The 17,622-nt window shown below is 64.9% G+C and carries 16 protein-coding genes and 1 pseudogene; 8 read left to right on the top strand and 9 right to left on the bottom strand.

Annotation, left to right across the window (positions count from 1 at the left end; all coding sequences use genetic code 11):
• Window positions 1-269 precede the first annotated feature (269 nt).
• A complete protein-coding gene (locus tag ACVWWQ_RS12035) occupies window positions 270-383 on the bottom strand; it encodes a transposase (RefSeq protein WP_457383436.1) in 114 nt (37 codons plus the stop codon).
• Between the two features lie 163 nt (window positions 384-546).
• Between ACVWWQ_RS12035 and ACVWWQ_RS12030 the strand changes: the two genes are divergently transcribed.
• Window positions 547-780 carry a proteinase inhibitor gene (locus tag ACVWWQ_RS12030; protein WP_133949158.1) on the top strand — a complete coding sequence of 78 codons (234 nt, stop codon included), beginning with the start codon at window positions 547-549 and terminating at the stop codon, window positions 778-780.
• Between the two features lie 90 nt (window positions 781-870).
• A complete protein-coding gene (locus ACVWWQ_RS12025) occupies window positions 871-1,413 on the top strand; it encodes an energy transducer TonB (protein WP_133949160.1) in 543 nt (180 codons plus the stop codon).
• A 43-nt stretch (window positions 1,414-1,456) separates the two neighbouring features.
• On the opposite strand, the gene ACVWWQ_RS12020 is transcribed toward ACVWWQ_RS12025, so the two are convergent.
• The gene (locus ACVWWQ_RS12020) at window positions 1,457-1,990 is read right to left on the bottom strand and encodes a gamma carbonic anhydrase family protein (RefSeq protein ID WP_099653293.1); all 534 of its coding nucleotides are present in this window, start codon (window positions 1,988-1,990) and stop codon (window positions 1,457-1,459) included.
• A 93-nt stretch (window positions 1,991-2,083) separates the two neighbouring features.
• Between ACVWWQ_RS12020 and ACVWWQ_RS12015 the strand changes: the two genes are divergently transcribed.
• Window positions 2,084-4,126: a M3 family metallopeptidase gene (locus tag ACVWWQ_RS12015; RefSeq protein WP_133949162.1), complete on the top strand. Its 2,043-nt coding sequence runs from the start codon at window positions 2,084-2,086 to the stop codon at window positions 4,124-4,126.
• Window positions 4,127-4,238: 112 nt separating this feature from the next.
• Here the strand turns inward: ACVWWQ_RS12015 and ACVWWQ_RS12010 are convergent, their stop codons facing one another.
• Entirely contained in the window at window positions 4,239-4,448 is a 210-nt protein-coding gene (locus tag ACVWWQ_RS12010; protein WP_007809889.1) for a cold-shock protein, read from the bottom strand.
• 290 nt (window positions 4,449-4,738) lie between these two features.
• Between ACVWWQ_RS12010 and xth the strand changes: the two genes are divergently transcribed.
• The 3 genes from xth (at window position 4,739) to ACVWWQ_RS11995 (ending at window position 7,212) form a co-directional block, all read left to right on the top strand.
• A complete protein-coding gene (xth, locus tag ACVWWQ_RS12005; protein WP_133949164.1) occupies window positions 4,739-5,506 on the top strand; it encodes an exodeoxyribonuclease III in 768 nt (255 codons plus the stop codon).
• A 5-nt stretch (window positions 5,507-5,511) separates the two neighbouring features.
• Complete coding sequence (locus ACVWWQ_RS12000; RefSeq protein ID WP_099653415.1) at window positions 5,512-6,186, top strand: YecA/YgfB family protein; 675 nt, start codon at window positions 5,512-5,514, stop codon at window positions 6,184-6,186.
• Between the two features lie 192 nt (window positions 6,187-6,378).
• Window positions 6,379-7,212, top strand: a complete 834-nt coding sequence (locus ACVWWQ_RS11995) for a pirin family protein (RefSeq protein WP_133949166.1) — start codon at window positions 6,379-6,381, stop codon at window positions 7,210-7,212.
• A 126-nt stretch (window positions 7,213-7,338) separates the two neighbouring features.
• Here ACVWWQ_RS11995 and ACVWWQ_RS11990 read toward each other — a convergent pair whose 3' ends face one another.
• From ACVWWQ_RS11990 to ACVWWQ_RS11965, 6 genes and pseudogenes are all read right to left on the bottom strand, one after another.
• Window positions 7,339-8,160: a carbohydrate ABC transporter permease gene (locus tag ACVWWQ_RS11990; RefSeq protein WP_099653295.1), complete on the bottom strand. Its 822-nt coding sequence runs from the start codon at window positions 8,158-8,160 to the stop codon at window positions 7,339-7,341.
• Window positions 8,157-9,035, bottom strand: a complete 879-nt coding sequence (locus tag ACVWWQ_RS11985) for a carbohydrate ABC transporter permease (protein ID WP_133949169.1) — start codon at window positions 9,033-9,035, stop codon at window positions 8,157-8,159. The genes ACVWWQ_RS11990 and ACVWWQ_RS11985 overlap by 4 nt, the downstream gene beginning before the upstream one ends.
• A complete protein-coding gene (locus ACVWWQ_RS11980) occupies window positions 9,032-10,327 on the bottom strand; it encodes a sugar ABC transporter substrate-binding protein (protein WP_133949171.1) in 1,296 nt (431 codons plus the stop codon). The genes ACVWWQ_RS11985 and ACVWWQ_RS11980 overlap by 4 nt, the downstream gene beginning before the upstream one ends.
• Window positions 10,327-11,804, bottom strand: a pseudogene (locus tag ACVWWQ_RS11975) (glucoamylase family protein). The gene ACVWWQ_RS11980 and the pseudogene ACVWWQ_RS11975 overlap by 1 nt, the downstream one beginning before the upstream one ends.
• A 130-nt stretch (window positions 11,805-11,934) precedes the next feature.
• Window positions 11,935-14,766, bottom strand: a complete 2,832-nt coding sequence (locus ACVWWQ_RS11970) for a TonB-dependent receptor domain-containing protein (RefSeq protein WP_133949173.1) — start codon at window positions 14,764-14,766, stop codon at window positions 11,935-11,937.
• Window positions 14,767-14,936: 170 nt separating this feature from the next.
• The gene (locus ACVWWQ_RS11965; RefSeq protein WP_133949175.1) at window positions 14,937-15,941 is read right to left on the bottom strand and encodes a LacI family DNA-binding transcriptional regulator; all 1,005 of its coding nucleotides are present in this window, start codon (window positions 15,939-15,941) and stop codon (window positions 14,937-14,939) included.
• Window positions 15,942-16,370: 429 nt separating this feature from the next.
• On the opposite strand from ACVWWQ_RS11965, the gene ACVWWQ_RS11960 reads away from it, so the two are divergent.
• Both ACVWWQ_RS11960 and rsmG read left to right on the top strand, forming a co-directional pair.
• On the top strand, window positions 16,371-16,829 hold the full coding sequence (locus ACVWWQ_RS11960) for an SPFH domain-containing protein (RefSeq protein ID WP_133949178.1): 459 nt from the start codon (window positions 16,371-16,373) through the stop codon (window positions 16,827-16,829).
• 156 nt (window positions 16,830-16,985) lie between these two features.
• Window positions 16,986-17,615 carry a 16S rRNA (guanine(527)-N(7))-methyltransferase RsmG gene (gene rsmG / locus ACVWWQ_RS11955; RefSeq protein WP_133949180.1) on the top strand — a complete coding sequence of 210 codons (630 nt, stop codon included), beginning with the start codon at window positions 16,986-16,988 and terminating at the stop codon, window positions 17,613-17,615.
• Window positions 17,616-17,622 lie beyond the last annotated feature (7 nt).

Below are 17,622 nucleotides of genomic sequence, written 5' to 3'. Positions count from 1 at the left end.
CGGTAGTCACTCGCTTGGCTCCCCCCAGAGCATTCCTTGAATGCCCCTCTATCCGAATCGTTCGGAATCAAATTCTTGGCATTGTGCCATGGAGGCACCGCGGTGCGGCTCAGCCAGCTTCCACTGAACTCACACCAAGGTTTAGGGAACACGAACCATGTTCTGCGCGGGCCGGTGCCGGGGCCCCTCCACCACTCCAACCAAGGCAGCCACCCCTGCGACCGGCCGCCGGCCGGCCTGGTACCCCTTGGCCTCACCGATCTAGCACCTCAGGGCGCTGTCAACCAGATCCAGACGATGCAGACACGGGCGATAGATTGGCCCTGCTCAAGCACCATGGCCGCCGCGCGGGCCTTGAACTCTTTGGTAAAGCGACGACGTATACGTCGGACATGACGACACCTTTCTTGGTGAACCTTGCGGCTCAGGATAGGTGTCTATCAAACCCGGGCAAGCTCAGAAGATTTGTCCACGCGCTACTTGGGCAAAGTGTGTTACTTGGGCTCGTTTCCGTTTTTTGGCGAAAGTATGTACGAGTAATGGGGAATTCGCTCGCCGATTCCGGGCATGCCGAACGGCAAACCCGCCGGCGTGCGATGCGTACAGCTCACCGACGACCATCGTTGCGCGATTTTCGGCAGCCCGGAGCGCCCCGCCGTCTGCGGCAACCTGCGCGCGGAAGCGGCCATGTGCGGGGCGGATCGTGCCCATGCGCTGGCCTGGTTGGCGCAACTGGAAGCAGCCACGACCTCGAACGGAAGCGGCACGCCACACGACTGAAACACGGCGCCGCTAACGTGCCGCCATCCGCCGGGAGCGCGTCGATGACGCAAGCTTCAGCGCGCGGTGACCGTTCCTGCGGCAGGTGCCATGTTCCGTTTTCTTTCGACGGTATCGTTCCGGTACGCGTTGGTGATCCTCACATCGCTGGTGCTGGTCGCCGCTGCCGGCATTTTCTGGCACAGCCGGGCCGCCGCGAATGTCGTGAGCGATGATCCGGTTTCATCGGCCGCCGACGCGGGTGGAGCGGTGGACGACGGGGCACAGGGCGGCAGCGCGATCCTGCTCGGGCTGGCTCGCGATGCGATGCGTGACGGCAGGCTGGTGGCGCCGGCCGGCAGCAATGCGTTCGAGTTCTACCTCAGCGTGCTGCAGCTGGAGCCGGACAACCGCACGGCCCAGGACGCGCTGCGTGAATCGTTTGCACGTGCCTCGGTGGAGATCGAGCGCACGATCAACCGCAAGGAGCTCGAGGAGGCGCGACGGGAGATCGACCTGCTGCGCGAATTCGACAGCAACAACTTCACCCTGTCCCTGCTTGGCGGCAAGCTCGCCGCCGCGCGCAACGTCCTGACCCGCCAGCACGAAGCCGAAGCCGAGCGCATCCGCCGGACGAACGCCGCGGCGCTGTAATCGCACGGTGCGGCCCGGCCGTGGCAGAGAACAGCATGCGACGTCAGCCGGCGGCCAGGTACTCGTCTTTCAGCCGCACATAATGGTCGGCCGAATAATGCAGCTGCTCGATCTGGCGCTCAGTGAGCAGGCGCACGAATCGCGCGGGATTGCCCAGCCACAGCTCCCGTTCGCCCACCACCTTGCCCGGTGACACGAGACTGCCGGCGCCGACGAAGCCGTACTTGTGAACGACCGCGCCGTCCATCACGGTCGCGTGCATGCCGATCATGCAGTAGTCACCGATGGTGCAGGCATGCACCACCGCGGCGTGGCCGATGGTGACGCCCTCGCCGATCACGCACGGATAGCCCGGGCCGTATGGGCCGGCATGGGCGACGTGCACGATCGTGCCGTCCTGGACGCTGGTTCGGGCGCCGACGCGGATCTGGTTGACGTCGCCGCGCAACACCGTACCGGGCCAGATCGAGACATCGTCGCCCAGCACCACGTCGCCAATCACGCTGGCGGCGGGATCGACATGGACACGCTGGCCGAGGGTGGGCGTGATGCCCTTGAAACTGCGCAGGGAATTCATGGGCGCATTCTAGCGGCGGGGCGCGTCGTCACATCACCGTGCTTGATTTCGTCCGGCGTGATCGCCACGCTGATGCCCCTCAAAGGAGCGTTCATGAGTCACGACAATCCCCTGCTGGCCGACGACATCCTGCCAGCGTTTTCGCACATCCGTCCCGAACAGGTCAGTCCCGCGATCGATGCGATCCTGGCCGACTACCGCGCAGGCATCGACGCGCTGCTTGCGCCCGGCGCGCCGCGCGATTTCGCCACCGTGATGCTGACCCAGGAACGCCTGGAACAGCGGCTTGCACGTGCCTGGGCGCCGGTTTCCCATCTGCATTCGGTCGCCGACAGCGACGCGTTGCGCAAGGTCTACGCGCCGGCCGAGGAAAAGCTCACCGACCATGCGATCGAACTGGGCCAGAACCGCGACCTGTACGCCGCCGTGCAGGCGCTGGCCGACGCGCCGGATTTTCACGCGCTGCCACGTCCCGAACGCGCGCTGGTGGAACATGCGCTGCGTGATTTCCGGCTGTCCGGCGTGGCGCTGGGCGAAACGGCGCGCTCGCGTTTTCGGGAGATCGGCGTGGAGCTGTCGAAACTCTCCACCGAATTCTCCAACGCCGTGCTCGATGCCAGCGAAGCCTGGCATGAGCATGTCACCGACGAACGCGACCTGGCCGGCATCCCGGAATCCGGACGCGCGGTGTTGCGCCAGTATGCCGAAGACCAGGAGCTGGACGGCTATCTGGTTACCCTGAAGCAACCCAGCGTGCAGGCCGTGCTGACTTATGCTGACAATCGCGGCTTGCGCGAGCGGGTGTACTGGGCGTACCAGACGCGTGCTTCCGACCAGGGCCCGGATGCAGGCAAGTTCGACAACAGCGAGCGCATCGAAAAGATCATGGCGCTCCGCCACGAGGCGGCGCAGCTGCTCGGCTTCGCCAACGCCGCGGAGGAATCGCTGGCGACCAAGATGGCCGGCTCACCGACCGAAGTGCTGGAATTCCTGCACGACCTGGCCGCCCGCGCAAAGCCGGTGGCGCAGCGGGAACTGGCCAGTCTGCGGGCATTCGCCCATGCCGAACTGCAGCTCGACAACCTCGAACCCTGGGATGTCGGCTATGCCTCGGAAAAGCTGCGTCAACGCGAGTACGCGCTGGACGAGGAACAACTGAAGCCCTACTTTCCGCTGCCGGTGGTGATCGAAGGCCTGTTCGGCCTTGCTGAAAAGCTCTACGGCATCACCCTGTCCCGGCGTGACGGGGTCGACGTGTGGCATCCCGAGGTGCGCTACTACGACGTGCGCGATGCTGATGGCCGCGTGTTCGCCGGCGCCTATGTCGACCTGTACGCGCGCAATGGCAAGCGCGGCGGCGCGTGGATGGACGTCTGCCGTGCCCGCTTCGATGACGGTGCGCAACGACAATTGCCGGTGGCGTTCCTCACCTGCAATTTCGCGCCGCCGACCGACGGCAAGCCGGCGCTGCTCACCCACGACGACGTGCTGACCCTGTTCCACGAATTCGGTCATGGCCTGCATCACCTGCTCACCGAGATCGTGCTGCCGTCGATCGGCGGCATCGACGGCGTCGAGTGGGATGCGGTGGAGCTGCCCAGCCAGTTCATGGAGAACTTCGCCTGGAACCGCGAGGCGCTGGACCTGTTTGCCAGGCATTACCAGACCGGCGAACGCTTGCCGGACGAATTGTTCGACCGAATGCTGGCCGCGCGGCACTTCCATGCCGGGCTGTTCCTGGTGCGCCAGCTGGAGTTCGCGCTGTTCGATTTCCTGTTGCATCTGGAATACGAGCCGGCGCAGGGCGCGCGCACGCTGGCGGTGCTGGAGCAGGCGCGCAAACAGGTTGCCGTGCTGCATCCACCGGCATGGCAGCGTTTTCCGCACGGCTTCAGCCACGTTTTTGCCGGCGGCTACGCAGCGGGCTATTACAGCTACTTGTGGGCCGAGTTGCTCAGTGCCGACGCCTTCGGTGAATTCGAGGAACATGGCGTGATCGATCGCGCCACCGGTGACCGCTTCCGCCACGAGTTCCTGTCGGTTGGCGCCAGCCGGCCCGCACTGGAAAGCTTCATCGCCTTCCGCGGGCGCAAACCGGACCCGGAAGCGCTGCTGCGCAGTCACGGGCTGATTTGATCAGCGCGACGTCGTGGCCATGGCCGCGACGTCGTTCCGGAATGCCGGACATCAGGCAAGAAAAAACCCGCCGAAGCGGGTTTCTTCAAAGACCGCTCAATTCCCGAGGGAATTAGGCGACCTGGACTTCCTCAGCCTGCAGGCCTTTCTGGCCCTTGGTGACGACGAACGTGACGCGCTGGCCTTCCTGCAGGGACTTGAAGCCCGTGCCCTGGATCGCGCGGAAATGCACGAACAGGTCGTCACCGCTTTCCGGGGTGATGAAGCCAAAACCCTTGGCGTCGTTGAACCACTTGACTGTACCGCTCTGACGATCCGACATGTAACATTACCTTTGAAGCATGGATGATTTGCGGCCCTTTGGCGCCAGGCGCCGAACCGCAATAGAAGCAAAAGTTCGCCTTCGCGGTACTCTTGCTCGACCAGCATACACCGGTTCCTGGCGTTTTGGTGGGTTTTTTGAACAAACTTTTCCGAACCGGCGTTTCGGGTCACCGAAACCGCCCCCGGATTCCTGAAAAGCCCCGTGTGGCGCCATTCCCGACCAGTCGCGCAATTCGCGCACTGCGCTTCGTGGCAACCCGTGTCGATGCTTCCCCTTACAATGTGGCGATGAAGATTGCCTCGTGGAACGTCAATTCATTGAAGGTGCGCCTGCCGCACCTCACCCAGTGGCTGGCCGATGCCCGCCCCGACGTGGTGGCGCTGCAGGAAACCAAGCTGGAGGACGCGAAGTTCCCGGTCGACGAACTGGCCGCCGCCGGTTATCGCGCGGTGTATTCCGGTCAGAAGACCTATAACGGCGTGGCGATCCTGGCCCGCGACGAGCCCACCGACGTCGTCACCGACATCCCCGGCCTGGATGATCCGCAGCGGCGCATCCTGGCCGCGACCATCGGCGGGCTGCGCGTGGTCGACCTGTACGTGGTGAACGGCAAGGCGGTCGGCGACGAGAAATACGCCTACAAGCTGGACTGGCTGGCCAAGGTGCGCGAGTTCCTGGCGCGAGAACAGGAGCGCCACCCGAACCTCGTGGTGCTGGGCGATTTCAACATCTGCCCGGACGACCGCGACGTGTACGACCCGGTCGCCTGGGGTGAAGACATCCTGTGTTCGCCGCCGGAGCGCGCCGCACTCAAGGCGATCACCGACCTCGGCCTGCACGACAGTTTCCGCCTGTTCCAGCCCGAGGCCGGCCACTTCAGCTGGTGGGACTACCGGCAAGCCGCCTTCCGCCGCAACATGGGCCTGCGCATTGATCTGATCCTGATTGGCGAGGCGCTGAAATCCGCGGCCACCGCCGCGGCGATCGACCGCGAACCGCGTCGCTGGGAGCGTCCCTCCGATCACACGCCGGTGACGCTGGAACTGGATATATGAACGACATGACCAAAGCCGAATGGCCCAGCTCGCTGGACGACAACGAACTGGAAGAACTGGACCGCTATCTGCGTGCGCACACCAGCGAAGGCGACCTGCTGCTCGATGGCGTGCATGGCCTGCTCAGCGCGCTCACGGTCGGCCCGCTGGTAGTGCTGCCGGACGAATGGCTGCACGAAGTACTGCACGAGCCGTTCGCCGACGAAGACGAAGGCAATCGCGTGCTGGCGCTGCTGGCCAAGCTCAACGATTCGATCAGTGCCGAGCTCGGCGTGGATGCCTACGAGCCGATCCTTGGCGAAGTCGAGACGGAAGGCGGCCCGCTGCTGTCGGCGGCGGGCTGGTGCGAAGGTTTCAGCCGTGGCATCGACCTGCGCGCCGCGCTGTGGGAAAACCGCCTGGCGGAAGACCCGCAACTGATGGAGTTACTCGGACCGGTGATGGCGCTGGCCGTTGACGAAGGCATCCTCAGCGCCGATACCGAATTCGAGAAGCTCAGCGAAGAAGAGTACGACGAGTGTCTGTCCCAGGTGCCGACGGTGCTTGGTGCGGTGAACCAGTATTGGCAGGCCAAACCTGCCACCGAAGCCGAAGTGGAAACGATGGTGTTGCAGCAGCGCCCCGGCAAGGAAGAAGAGTCCGTGCCGCCGCGCCAGCGCAGCGGGCACTGGGTGCACTGAAGGCAGGAGTGAGGGAAGAGGAGTGAGAAGTGAGAGCGGGCCAAGGCAGGCCCGCGGCTGCTTTCTCTCGTTTCTCACCCCTCTTCCCTCACTCCTCGCTCCTCGTGAACGATCCGTTCGCATCCCGATGCTTGGATAAACACCGGGACGCGACCATCTTGGCGACCAGTCAATCCTGATTCGGAGCAAGCCATGAGCGACCGCCACATCACCCACCGCATTAGCGGCACCGACACGTCCGATGGCGCGGGCGTGAAGCTGAAGCGCGTGATCGGCCAGCCCGGGCTGGACATGCTCGACCCGTTCCTGCTGCTGGACGAGTTCCGTTCCGACCAGGCCGGCGACTACATCGCCGGGTTTCCCGAGCACCCGCATCGCGGTTTCGAGACGGTGACCTACATGCTCGCCGGCCACATGCAGCATGGCGACAACCACGGCAATCGGGGCGACCTGGTGCCCGGCAGCGTGCAGTGGATGACCGCCGGCCGCGGCATCCTGCATTCGGAAATGCCGCAGCAGGAAAACGGCCTGATGTGGGGCTTCCAGCTGTGGGTCAATCTGCCGGCGAAGGACAAGATGACCGCGCCGCGCTATCAGGACATCGGCCCGGAGCGCATCCCGGTGGTGCGTCCGGCCGCTGGCGTCGAAGTGAAGGTGATCGCGGGCGAACTGGCCGGTGCCAGCGGTCCGGTCGAAGGCATCGTCACCGCGCCGGTATACCTCGACATCAGCCTGCAACCCGGCGCGACGGTGGCGCTGGCGCTGCCCGCGGGTCATCACGGTTTCGCCTACGTATTCGAAGGCGACAACGCCCTGGTCGGTGGCGAGCCGCTGCAGCGCAGTGAGCTGGGCGTGTTGTCCGAAGGCGAGCAATTGCAACTGGCCGGCACGGACAAGCCGTCGCGGCTGCTGGTGGTGGCGGGCAAACCACTCAATGAAAGCGTGGCGCGCTACGGACCATTCGTGATGAATACGCCCGAGCAGATCCACGAAGCGATCGCCGACTTCCGCGCCGGCAAGTTCTGAGCCCGGCGTCGTCGCGCGGGCAGCATCCGCCGGTGTTCGCGCGGCGGATGCTGCATGGATGGATGGGCGGGCGGGAGCGCAGTCGGCTTGCAGGCCATCCTCACCGAGGCTCGCGGCATCATCTGCTCAGCCCTTCACGCTGCCCAGCAGCAGGCCTTCCAGGTAGTAACGTTGCAGTGACAGGAACAGCAACAGTACCGGCAGCACGGTGACGACCGAACCGGCCATCATCAGTTCGCTGTCCTGCGAATGTTCCCGCGCCAGTGAGGCCAGCCCGATCGGCAGGGTGTAATGCTCCTGTCCGGTCAGCACGATCAGTGGCCACATGAAATCGTTCCAGGCGGCAAGGAAGGTGAAGATCGCCAGCGTCACGATGATCGGTTTCAGCAGTGGCAGCACGATCTGCACGAAGATGCGGCCCTCGCCGGCGCCGTCGATGCGTGCCGCTTCCAGCAACTCGTCGGGAATGCCGCGCGCGTACTGGCGCACCAGGAAAATGCCGAACACGGTGGCCAGCGCGGGCAGCATCACGCCGGCGTAGCTGTTGACCAGACCGAGGTACTTCAACAGCAGGAACAGCGGCAGCATCGCCACCTGGGCCGGAATCACCAGTGCACCGAGCAAGGCCTGGAACAGCCGCTCGCGCCCGGCGAAGCGCAGCTTGGCGAACGCGTAGCCAGCCAGCAAGTTGCAGGCCAGCGACAGCACGGTGATGGTGCCGGCGACCAGCAGGCTGTTGAGCAGGTAGCGGCCCATGCCGGCATGCACGAACAGTTCGCGGTAGTTGCCCCAGCTGGCATGGCGCGGCAGCAACGGCGGCGGCAGCGCGCTGGCGGCGCCCGGTGCCATGAACGACACCGACAGCATCCACAACAAGGGGAACAACGAGACGGCCGCCAACCCGATCAGCATGCCGTTGATCAGCGCCCTGGCCAGACGCGGGCTCATGCTTCGTCTCCGTGGCGCGACAGCATCAGCATCAGCACGGTCACCGCGAACATGATCAGGAACAGCAGGAAGGCCACTGCCGAAGCGGAGCCGAGATTCCACCACTTGAAGCCCTCGTCGTACATCAGGTAGAGCACGCTGACGGTACTTTGCAGTGGACCGCCTTCGGTCATCACGTAGGGTTCGGCGAACAGCTGGAAGTAGCCCGACACGGTGAGGATGCCGACCATCAGCATGGTCGGTTTCAGCATCGGCAGGGTAATGTGGCGGAATTGCTGCCACGCCGACGCGCCATCGATGCGCGAAGCCTCGTACAGGTCGGGCGGGATCGCCTGCAGGCCGGCGAGGAAGATGATCATGTTGTAGCCGAAGTTTTTCCACACGGCGAAGGCGATGATCGTCGGCATCGCCCAGTGCGGATCGCCGAGCCAGTCCACCGGATGGACGTCCAGAAAGCCAAGCAGATAATTCGCCATGCCGTACTTGGTATTGAACAGGTAGCGCCAGATCACCGCGGTGGCCACCACGGTGGTCACCACCGGCGCGAACAGCGCGGTGCGGAAGAACGGCTTGCAGCGTGCCAACGGCGAGTTCAGCAGCATCGCCGCGCCGAGCGAGGCGCCCATCGACAGCGGCACGCCCACCACAACGAAGTACAGCGTATGTCCCAGTGCCGACCAGAACAGCGGCCGCTGCAGCAGCTCCCAGTAATTGCCCAGCGCCACGAAGCGCAGGTTGCGGATGTCGGCCAGCGCGTAGAGGTCGTAGTCGGTCAGGCTGAGGATGAGCGCTGCCAGCACCGGCAGCAGGAAGAACACGCCAAGCACCACCAGTGCCGGCGCCAGGAACAGCCAGGCAGTGCGTTGCCCGTTCATCGCGCGGGCTCCGTCGCGTGCGCGCCGTGATCGAGCACCCAGCGGCGCTTGGCGAGGATCGCATCGGCGCGGCGGTCCATCTCGGCTGCGGCCTGGTCGATCGTCAACCGGCCGGCGATCGCCTCGGCGGCCACCAGCTGCATCTCGTTGGCGATGCGCTCCCACTCCGGCACCGCCGGCGCGGGTTTCACCTGTTCAAGCTGTTCACGGAAGGCGCGCGCCTGCGGATCGTCGCGCAGCGCACCGCCCTCCCACGCACTGCGTCGCGGCGGCATGTCGCCGAGCAGGTCGTAGAACTGCTGCTGCACCGCCGGTTGCGACAGGTATTCGATCAGCTGCCAGGCGGCGTCCTTGTGCCTGGAGGCACGGAAGATCACCAGGCTGGAGCCGCCGGCCACGCCGATGCCGGGGCCTGTCGGGCCGGGCAGCGGCGCGGTGGCCCAGTCGTCCTGCTGCGCTGGCGGCAGGCGCGAGCGGAACTCGCCGATGTTCCACGGGCCGGACAGATAGAACGCATACACGCCGCGCCCGAATTCCGTCCACGGGTTGCCGGCCTCGACATTGGTGATCGCCGGCGCCTGTTTCAGGCGGAAGGTATCGACATAGAAAGTCAGCGCGCGCCTGAAGCCGGCGCTTTCGAAATTGCCGTAGCGGCCACCGTCGCGCAGCAAGGGGTCATTCTGCTGCAGCGCCAGCGACATCAGCTGCTCGTATTCGTTGGTCGGCAGCAGGATGCCGTAACGATGCTGCGCCGGATGGCTCAACGCGGCGAGCTGTTGTCGCCACTGCACCCAGGTGCGCGGCGGCGCGTCAAAGCCGGCTGCCTTGAGCAGATCCGTGCGATAAAACAGCAGTCGCGTATCGACATACCACGGCACGCCGACCAGCGTGCCGTCGATCACGTTGGTGGCCCAGATGCTGGGGAAATAGTCAGCCGGTTTGACCACGGCGGAATGGTCGACGCGCGTCTGCAGCGGCTCCAGCGCGTTCAGCGCCGCCAGTTCGGCCAGCCAGGTGTTGCCGAGCTGGCTGATGTCCGGTGTGGAGTCGCCGGCGAAGGCGGTGAGCAGCTTCTGGTGCGCGGCGGTCAGCGGCAGCTGTTGCACCGTCACGTGGATGTCAGGGTGCGCGCGCTCGAACGCCGGCAGCAGCTTGATGACGGCCTCGCCCTCGCGGCCAATCGTCCAGAACGTGAGTTCGTGGCGGTCCGGTGCCTCTGCGCAACTGCCCAGCAGAAGGTTGCACAGCGCGATGCTCGCCAGCCAGCGACCACGGCGGACCGCCGCGCCCATCATTGCGACGGCGCCGCCGTGTCCAGCCAGCCGCCTTCGAAGCCCGCCCGCTCGAGACCCTTGCGGATGTACGGGTTCTTCTTCATCACCGTCCACACGAAGTCGCTGCGCCAGTTCTCGATCATCAGCACGATCGGCCCCTGGTCGATGCCCAGTTGCTCGCTGTCGACCCAGCCCATCGGCAGCACTTTGCCGGTGCGCAGGTCGGTTTGCACGTGGAAGCTGGCATTGAACGCGTCGACGAAGCCATGCTTGTTGTAGATCGCCGAGCCGTAGCGGCGTTTCATTTCCTCCAGCGCGGGAATCACCAGTTCGGGTGCGAAGGCGATCGAGCCGGCTGCGGCGGTAGGCACGATGGTGCCATCGTCCACCAGATAGCCGAGCCCCGCGCCGCGCGCGGTATAGCCGTAGAACTGACGTTGGCTGCGACCGTCGACGGCGATGCCGCCCGGTCCGTTGCTGGCGGTCAGTCCCCACACGTTCGGACCGTAGCCGGTCCAGCCACCCGGGTTGTCGATCGCGTACTGGCGCTGGGCGATCACGGCGCGGCGACTGTTCTCGAAGTAGTCCAGATCGTGCGCGCGGTTCCATGCGTCACGGATCCCGCGGAAGTCGATCCACACATGGCTGTACTGATGGCCGAACAGCGGGCCGAAATTCAGCAGCTGCTGGCCGCCGAACCTGCCCCAGCTGCGCGCGTAGGTGCTGGTCCATGCAGTCCACGCGTCGGCGCCGACCGGATGGGTCGGCGAGCCCAGCGCCAGCACGTAGACCAGCATCGCCTCGTTGTAGCCCTCCCAGTCATGCGGAATGAACTTGCCGCCCGGCGTCCAGCCCATGCTGATCAGCGGCGGACGCACCTGTGCCCACGGCCAGTCGACCCGCCGGTAAATGCGGTCGGCCAGGGTGCGGATCTCCTGCTCGGCCGGTGTGTTGCGGTCGTAGTACGACTGCGCGAACAGCACCCCGCCCAGCAGCAGGCTGGTATCCACCGTGGACACTTCGGTCCAGCGCGCGAAGCGCTTGCCGCTCTTCATGTCCAGGAAGTGATAGAAAAAGCCGTGGTAGCCGCTGTCGTCGTCCTCGCTGTCGCCTTGCGGCGCGGTGTCGAAGAAGCGCAGCGTGGCCAGCGTGCGCTCGACCGCCTGGGCACGGGTGATGTAACCGCGTTCCACCCCACGCCATAAGCGGTCAGGCCGAAGCCGACCGCGGCGATGCTGGAAAACGATTCGCCGGGATAGTGATCGGGCACCAGGCCGGTGGCCGGGTCGCTGGTGTCCCAGAAAAAGCGGAAGGTGCGCTGTTCGAGGTCGTTGACCAGCGCGGGGACTTGGCGCGCTTTGGCACTTGTGGCTGCCGTGGCTGTCGGTGCGGCGGCGGGTCGCGCCTGCCAGGCCGGGCTGGCGGGCGCCGCCAGCACCAGGGCCACGCCGAGAAGCAGGGAGGAAAGCCATGCGGGCCGGTGGGGGAACTTCATGATCGGTCTGCCGTACTTTGTGGAGCGACGCCACCTGAACCTGCCGGGAGAAGCAGGATCAGGTGGACGTCTGGACGTCCGTCCGGATGGGTCGAACGGGTAAAGCAGTCATGCTTTTGCCGCAGTCGGATCAGAACGAATAGCGTGCACCGACCTGGAAACGTCGGGTCTGGTTGGGATCGGCGCTGGTGACCTTGCCGAAATCGGGATTCGGGTTCATCGAGCCCCAGTTGTACTGGTTGTTGATGTAGCCGTTGTCGACGTCGCGGTTGAACACGTTCATCACGTCGAAGCGCAGCTCCAGTGCCTGGCTTTCGCCCCAGCGGAAGGTCTTGGCGATCGACAGGTCGAGGTTGACGTACTTCTGCCCATACTTGCCGCTCTTGTAGAAGATGCAGTTGTAGTCGCAGCCCGGCACGTTCGCGAAGTAGTCGTAGGGCAGACCGGAGCCGTAGGTGAAGATGCCGGTCAGCCGGGTATCCCACGGGCCACGCACGATGCCGTTCAACACCAGGTGCTGCTTCTCGCCGACGTAGTCGGCCGGATAGCCGGCTGGATCGACATAGTCGAGCGAATAATTGTCGCCACCTTGCTGGCGCGCCCGCTGGTAGGTGTAGGCCAGGCCCACGCCCCAACCGGAGGCCTCGGTATACGGCTTGTCGATGCTGACCAGCACGCTGCTGGATTGGGTTTTCTTGGACACGTTGTGCAACACGTTGCCGTACGGACTGCCGGGCAGCTGGTCGACCACGAAACCCGGTTCAGGCAGGCGGTTCCAGACCCAGGTGAACTGGTCGTAGCCGAGCACGCGGGCCAAGGTCAGCGACGCGTTCCAGTCACCCATCACCTGGCGGATGCCGAGGCTGAACTGATCGGTGTGCGGCGGCTTCGTGTCGTTGTTGACGACGTCGATTTCCGAGCTGAACCCTGCCGCCCCGGAAGCCAGCAGGCTGTTCAAGCCTTGCGGGGTGAAATAGCTCGGATCCCACGCGATGGTGCCCGGCGTGACGCCGCCCGGACTGAAGCGGAAAGTGTAATTGGGAACCAGCGAATGCAATTGTTCCTGGCTGATCCAGTCGAACGGCGTGCGGTCGTAGTAGCGTCCGGCGCCACCGAAGATCGTGGTGCTCTGGTCGCCGTCCTTGCTGACGTCCAGCGAGAAGCCCAGCCGCGGCTGGATCGCGCCCTTGTAGGCATCGCGGTTGTGGCCGTTGCTGATGTATTTCTGCAGACCCAGGTATTCCAGCGTGGGTATCTGCGCGTCCGGGGTCACGTAATCCTTGTTCAGCGCATTGGTCTCGTAATCCCAGCGCACGCCCAGGTTCAACTGCAGGCGCTCGGTGATGTCCCAGTCATCCTGCACGTACAGGCCCAGCTGGTTGGTGTGCAGGTTGGCGCTGGCGCCATTGGGTGAGTAGACCGCCTGGTACGGCGAGTTGAAGCCACCCGGATACGCCGCGTTCTCGCTGAAGTAGTAGGTCGGCACGGTGGCGCTGTTCTGTTCCAGGGTGATGCCGTAGGCGGCGTACTTGATGCCGGCCTTGATGGTGTGGTTGGTCAGCCCGAACCAGGTGAAGTCATCGCGGATGGTGCGCTGGTTCTGGCCCTTGTCCTGCAGGTCACTGCCGGCGCCAATCACCGCGATGCCGGGATCGTAGATGGAGCGCACCCCGCCGGACACGGCGGACGTCGGGTGCCACTTCGCGTTGCCGGCGTCCAGCAGCAGATCGTTGGTGTAGGTCTCGCCGCGCGACTGCCATTTCAGCAGCAGGTCGTCGACGTTGTTCTTGCGGTTGCTGCGTGCGGTATAGGCCGTGGTGCCGCCGAAACCGAGCTGCTCGCTGTCGCGCCGGGTGGTCAGGCTGAGGTCGACGTTGTTGTCGTGGTTGGGCTGCCAGCTCAACTTGCCGAAGAACGCCCGCTCGTTGAATGGTGCCGAATACGTGCCGTTGTATTTGGCGAAACGCGGGTCGTTGATTTGCACGGTGTCATTGGCGGTGTCCTTGCGTTCCTCGTAGTTGATGAAGAACTGCGCCACGTCCTTGAGGATCGGGCCGCCCAGCGTGAAGCCGCGTTGCTGGCGCTTGTACTGGGGCTTCTTGACGTGGTTTTTCTTGTCGAACGAGTTCTGCGCGATCATCGACTGGTTCTGGTAGTAGTCGTACAGCGAACCGTGGAAGTCGTTGGTGCCGGACTTGGTCACCGCGGTGATGATCGCCGTGCCGGCCTGCTCGTACTCGGCCTTGTAGTTGTTGGTGAGTACGCGGAATTCCTGTACCGCTTCCTGCGAGAACGGGTTGCCGCGGGTGGAATCCTGGCCGGCGATGCCGCCCTTGAGCACGTTGTTCTTCAGGCTGGCGCCGTCGATGAAGACGTTCACGTTCTCAGCCGACTGCCCGCCGGCCGAGAACGTTTTCGCGTTGGGATCGCGCGAGGTGGTGATGCCGGGCACCAGCTTGGCGAAGTCGAGGAAGTTGCGCTCGTTCTGCGGCAGCTGCTGGATCTGCTTCTGGCTGATGTTGGTGGCCACTTCGGACGTGCGTGTCTCGACCAAGGCGGTGGCGCTCACCGACACGCCCTGCAATTCGGTGGCATTGCTGGTGCTGGGTGCCGCCGGGCTGGCGCTGGCATCCAGATTGAGACTGAGCGCCTGGCCGACCTGCACGCTGACGGTGCGGCTGGCGCTGCTGCCGTTGCCGCTGGCCACGATGGTGTAGCTGCCCGGAGCCAGACCGGCCAGCGTGTAGTTGCCGTCGGCACCGACCTTCGCCTTGCTGACGAATCCGCTGGCGGTATTGGTAGCCACCACCTGGCTGGGCATTTCTCCCTTCGGTGCGGTGACATGTCCGCGCAGCGTCGCGGTGCTGGTCTGGGCGTGAGCGCCCGGCAGTGCGAGTGCTCCGATGAGAAGGCCGGCAAGCGCCAGCGAAATATGTGTGGATAACGTGCGTTGTTTGACCATGACCGGACCCTCTCCCGTAGCGTTGCAAGTCGTCGAACTGTCTGCTGTCACGTTGCCTGGGTATTGCCCCGTGAGCGGTTCGCCCCCTGCGCTCCGTCCACATTGAAACCACTTCGTCCTCGATGCGGTTTTCGGTCGGCGCGATCCGGCGCCGGTATGTCGAGTTGCTGTCAGGCTGGCGGCGTACCGCTGGAAGCCCGTATCACCAGCTCCGCCGGGACCTTGCTGCGGATGCCGGCGTGCACATCCGTCGGGTCGTCGATCTGCGCGCCGAGCAGGGCCATGGCCTGGCTGCCCAGTTCGGCGATATGCACCTGGATCGTGGTCAGCGCCGGCGTCACGTAGCGTGCCATCGGCACGTCGTCGAAACCGCCCACGGCGATGTCCTCGGGGATCCGCAGACCGGCTTCACGCAAGGCCGCCATGCAGCCGATAGCCATCATGTCATTGGCGGCGAACACCGCGTCGGGCCTTGGCTGCACGGTCAGCAGCTGCTTTCCTGCGCGGTAGCCGGAGGCTTCGCTGAAATCGCCCTGCAGCACGATGGCTTCAGACGCCCGGCTGGCCAGCGTTTCGCGGTAGCCGAGTTCGCGCTGGTCGGCATCGCGGTTGCCCTGCGGCCCCTGCACAAAGGCGATGCTCCGCCGACCCAGCGACCACAGATGTTCCACCATCCGCCGGGCGCCACCCTGGTTGTCCACCGACAGTGCGCAATAGTCGCCGCCCGACAAGCGGGTATTCATCAGCACGGTGGGGAGATTTTGCGGCAGGTTCTGCCGCAGGAAGTCAGCATCGGCGTGCGGTGACATCAGCAGCAGGCCGTCGACGCGGCCCTGCATCGCGCGCAACGCCACCGCCGCTGCCTCGGCATCGTCGTGGGAACTGGAAACCAGCAGGTGCAAGCCCCGCGAGCGAGCGGCCAGGTCAATGCCGCGGATCAGTTCGGAAAAGAACTCGCCGTACAGATCGGGCAGCAACGCGCCGATCGTGTTGGTGCGGCGTGTGATCAACATGCGCGCTGCGGCATGGGGCACGTAACGCAGCCGCCGCGCGACCTCGCGGATGCGTCGGCCGGTGTCCTCGGTGACCCCGCGACCGCCATTGAGTGCACGCGACACCGAAGCCACTGATACACCGGCCTCGCGTGCGACGTCCTTGATGGTGGCGGCTTTGATGATGGCTACCTCGCTGACATGGAGTGTCGTGCAATGCGCATCGGTGCATCGGAAAACCGCGATGCGGGGCCAACGTAAACGTTTTCATGGCCGATTGTAAAGCGTTTGTAAACGGGTACTCGCTGCGCGGCATCCGGTTCTGCCAACCGCCGCCGAGGTGGCGCCGGCGATTCGCCCTTGCGGCAGCAGTCCACGGGGAAAATCCCTTGTGGCGCTGCAGCATGCCGAAACGTGGCACGGTTTGGGCATGGCATGACCCGACGATGCTGCTTTTGCGATACACGGCACATCCGCGCGCCAAAGCGCCACTTGTTAAATTTTCAGTTCCGCCGTTAAATGAAGGTTAATCTTTGTGGGCTCAGGCCACTGTATCCTGAAGTTATCGCAGTTAATCAACAAATCACAGGCAACCTGCTGTTTTTTATCACCATGATGACTCTCCTGACCCTTTTGCTCGTTGTTCCGGCCGTGCTGATCGCCAGCGCGGTGCGGCATGTGCCGGCGGGTCAGGTCTACAGCCTGTATCGCCATGGGAAGCTGGTGCGAGTGCTGCAGGCCGGGCCGCATCTGGTGTTGCCGTTGCTGGACCGGGTTGCGCACAAGATCAACCTGGCCGGGCAGACGCTGCGCCTGGAGGCGCCGCAGGAAGACGCCGGCGAACTGCGCGGCACCGTCTACTGGCAGGTGCTGGAACCGGAACGGGCCGATGCCGTATTCGAGCAGGTCGATCAATTGATTCGCCGCGGCGCGCGCGAAGCGCTGCGCGACCAACCGGTCGCCGAGGGTGTGGATCGCCGCGATCTCGGCGCACGGGTCAAGCAATCCTTGAACAGTGCCTTGCGCGAGCGCGGCATGATGGTGACCCGGGTGGAGCTGGACGCCGCCTGATTTGGCAGGATTGCGCCAGGGCGTCCCAGAACGCCGGCGCCGAAGGGGATTTGCTGCTATTGAACCCGCTTCGGCGGGTTTTCTTTTTTTGGCAGGGCTGGCAAGCCGGGCGTCTGCCGCCGATACTTTGTGGCCCCACGTCACCCGAGTGAACCGATGACCAGCCGCGATGCCCTGCAGACACGACTCGAACAAGGCATCACCGCGCTGGGTCTGGAGTTGCCCGCCGACGCGGTGTCCCGATTGCTCGACTATCAGGCGCTGCTGCAGCGCTGGAACGGCGCGTACAACCTCACCGCCGTGCGTGATCCGGCCGAGATGATCACCCGCCATCTGCTCGATTCGCTGGCCATCCTGCCGTACGTGCAGGGCCAGACCCTGGCCGATCTGGGCACCGGCCCGGGCCTGCCCGGCATCGTGCTGGCGATCGCGGCGCCGGGTCGGCAGATCCTGCTGGTCGATTCCAACGGCAAGAAGGTGCGCTTTCTGCGCGAGGCGATCCGCTCGCTCAAGCTGGAAGGCGTGCGCGCCGAGCAGTCGCGGGTGGAAGACGTCGAAGGGCAGTTCGACTGCATCACCGCCCGCGCCTTCGCCAGCATGGCCGACATGCTCGGCTGGGGCGGTCACCTGCTGGCGCCGGACGGCATCTGGCTGGCGATGAAGGGCAAGCGGCCGGACGATGAGCTGCCGGGGATTCCGCCGGGCTTTGCCGTGCGCAGCACGCACGAACTGACGGTGCCGGGGCTGCCGGCCGAGCGGCACCTGTTGGTGCTGGGACGCGTCTGAGTCGGCG

It is taken from the genome of Rhodanobacter sp. TND4EL1 (genome assembly GCF_054061035.1).
Note: the sequence above shows the minus strand (reverse complement) of the source record. Positions and strands in the feature narration are given on the sequence as shown.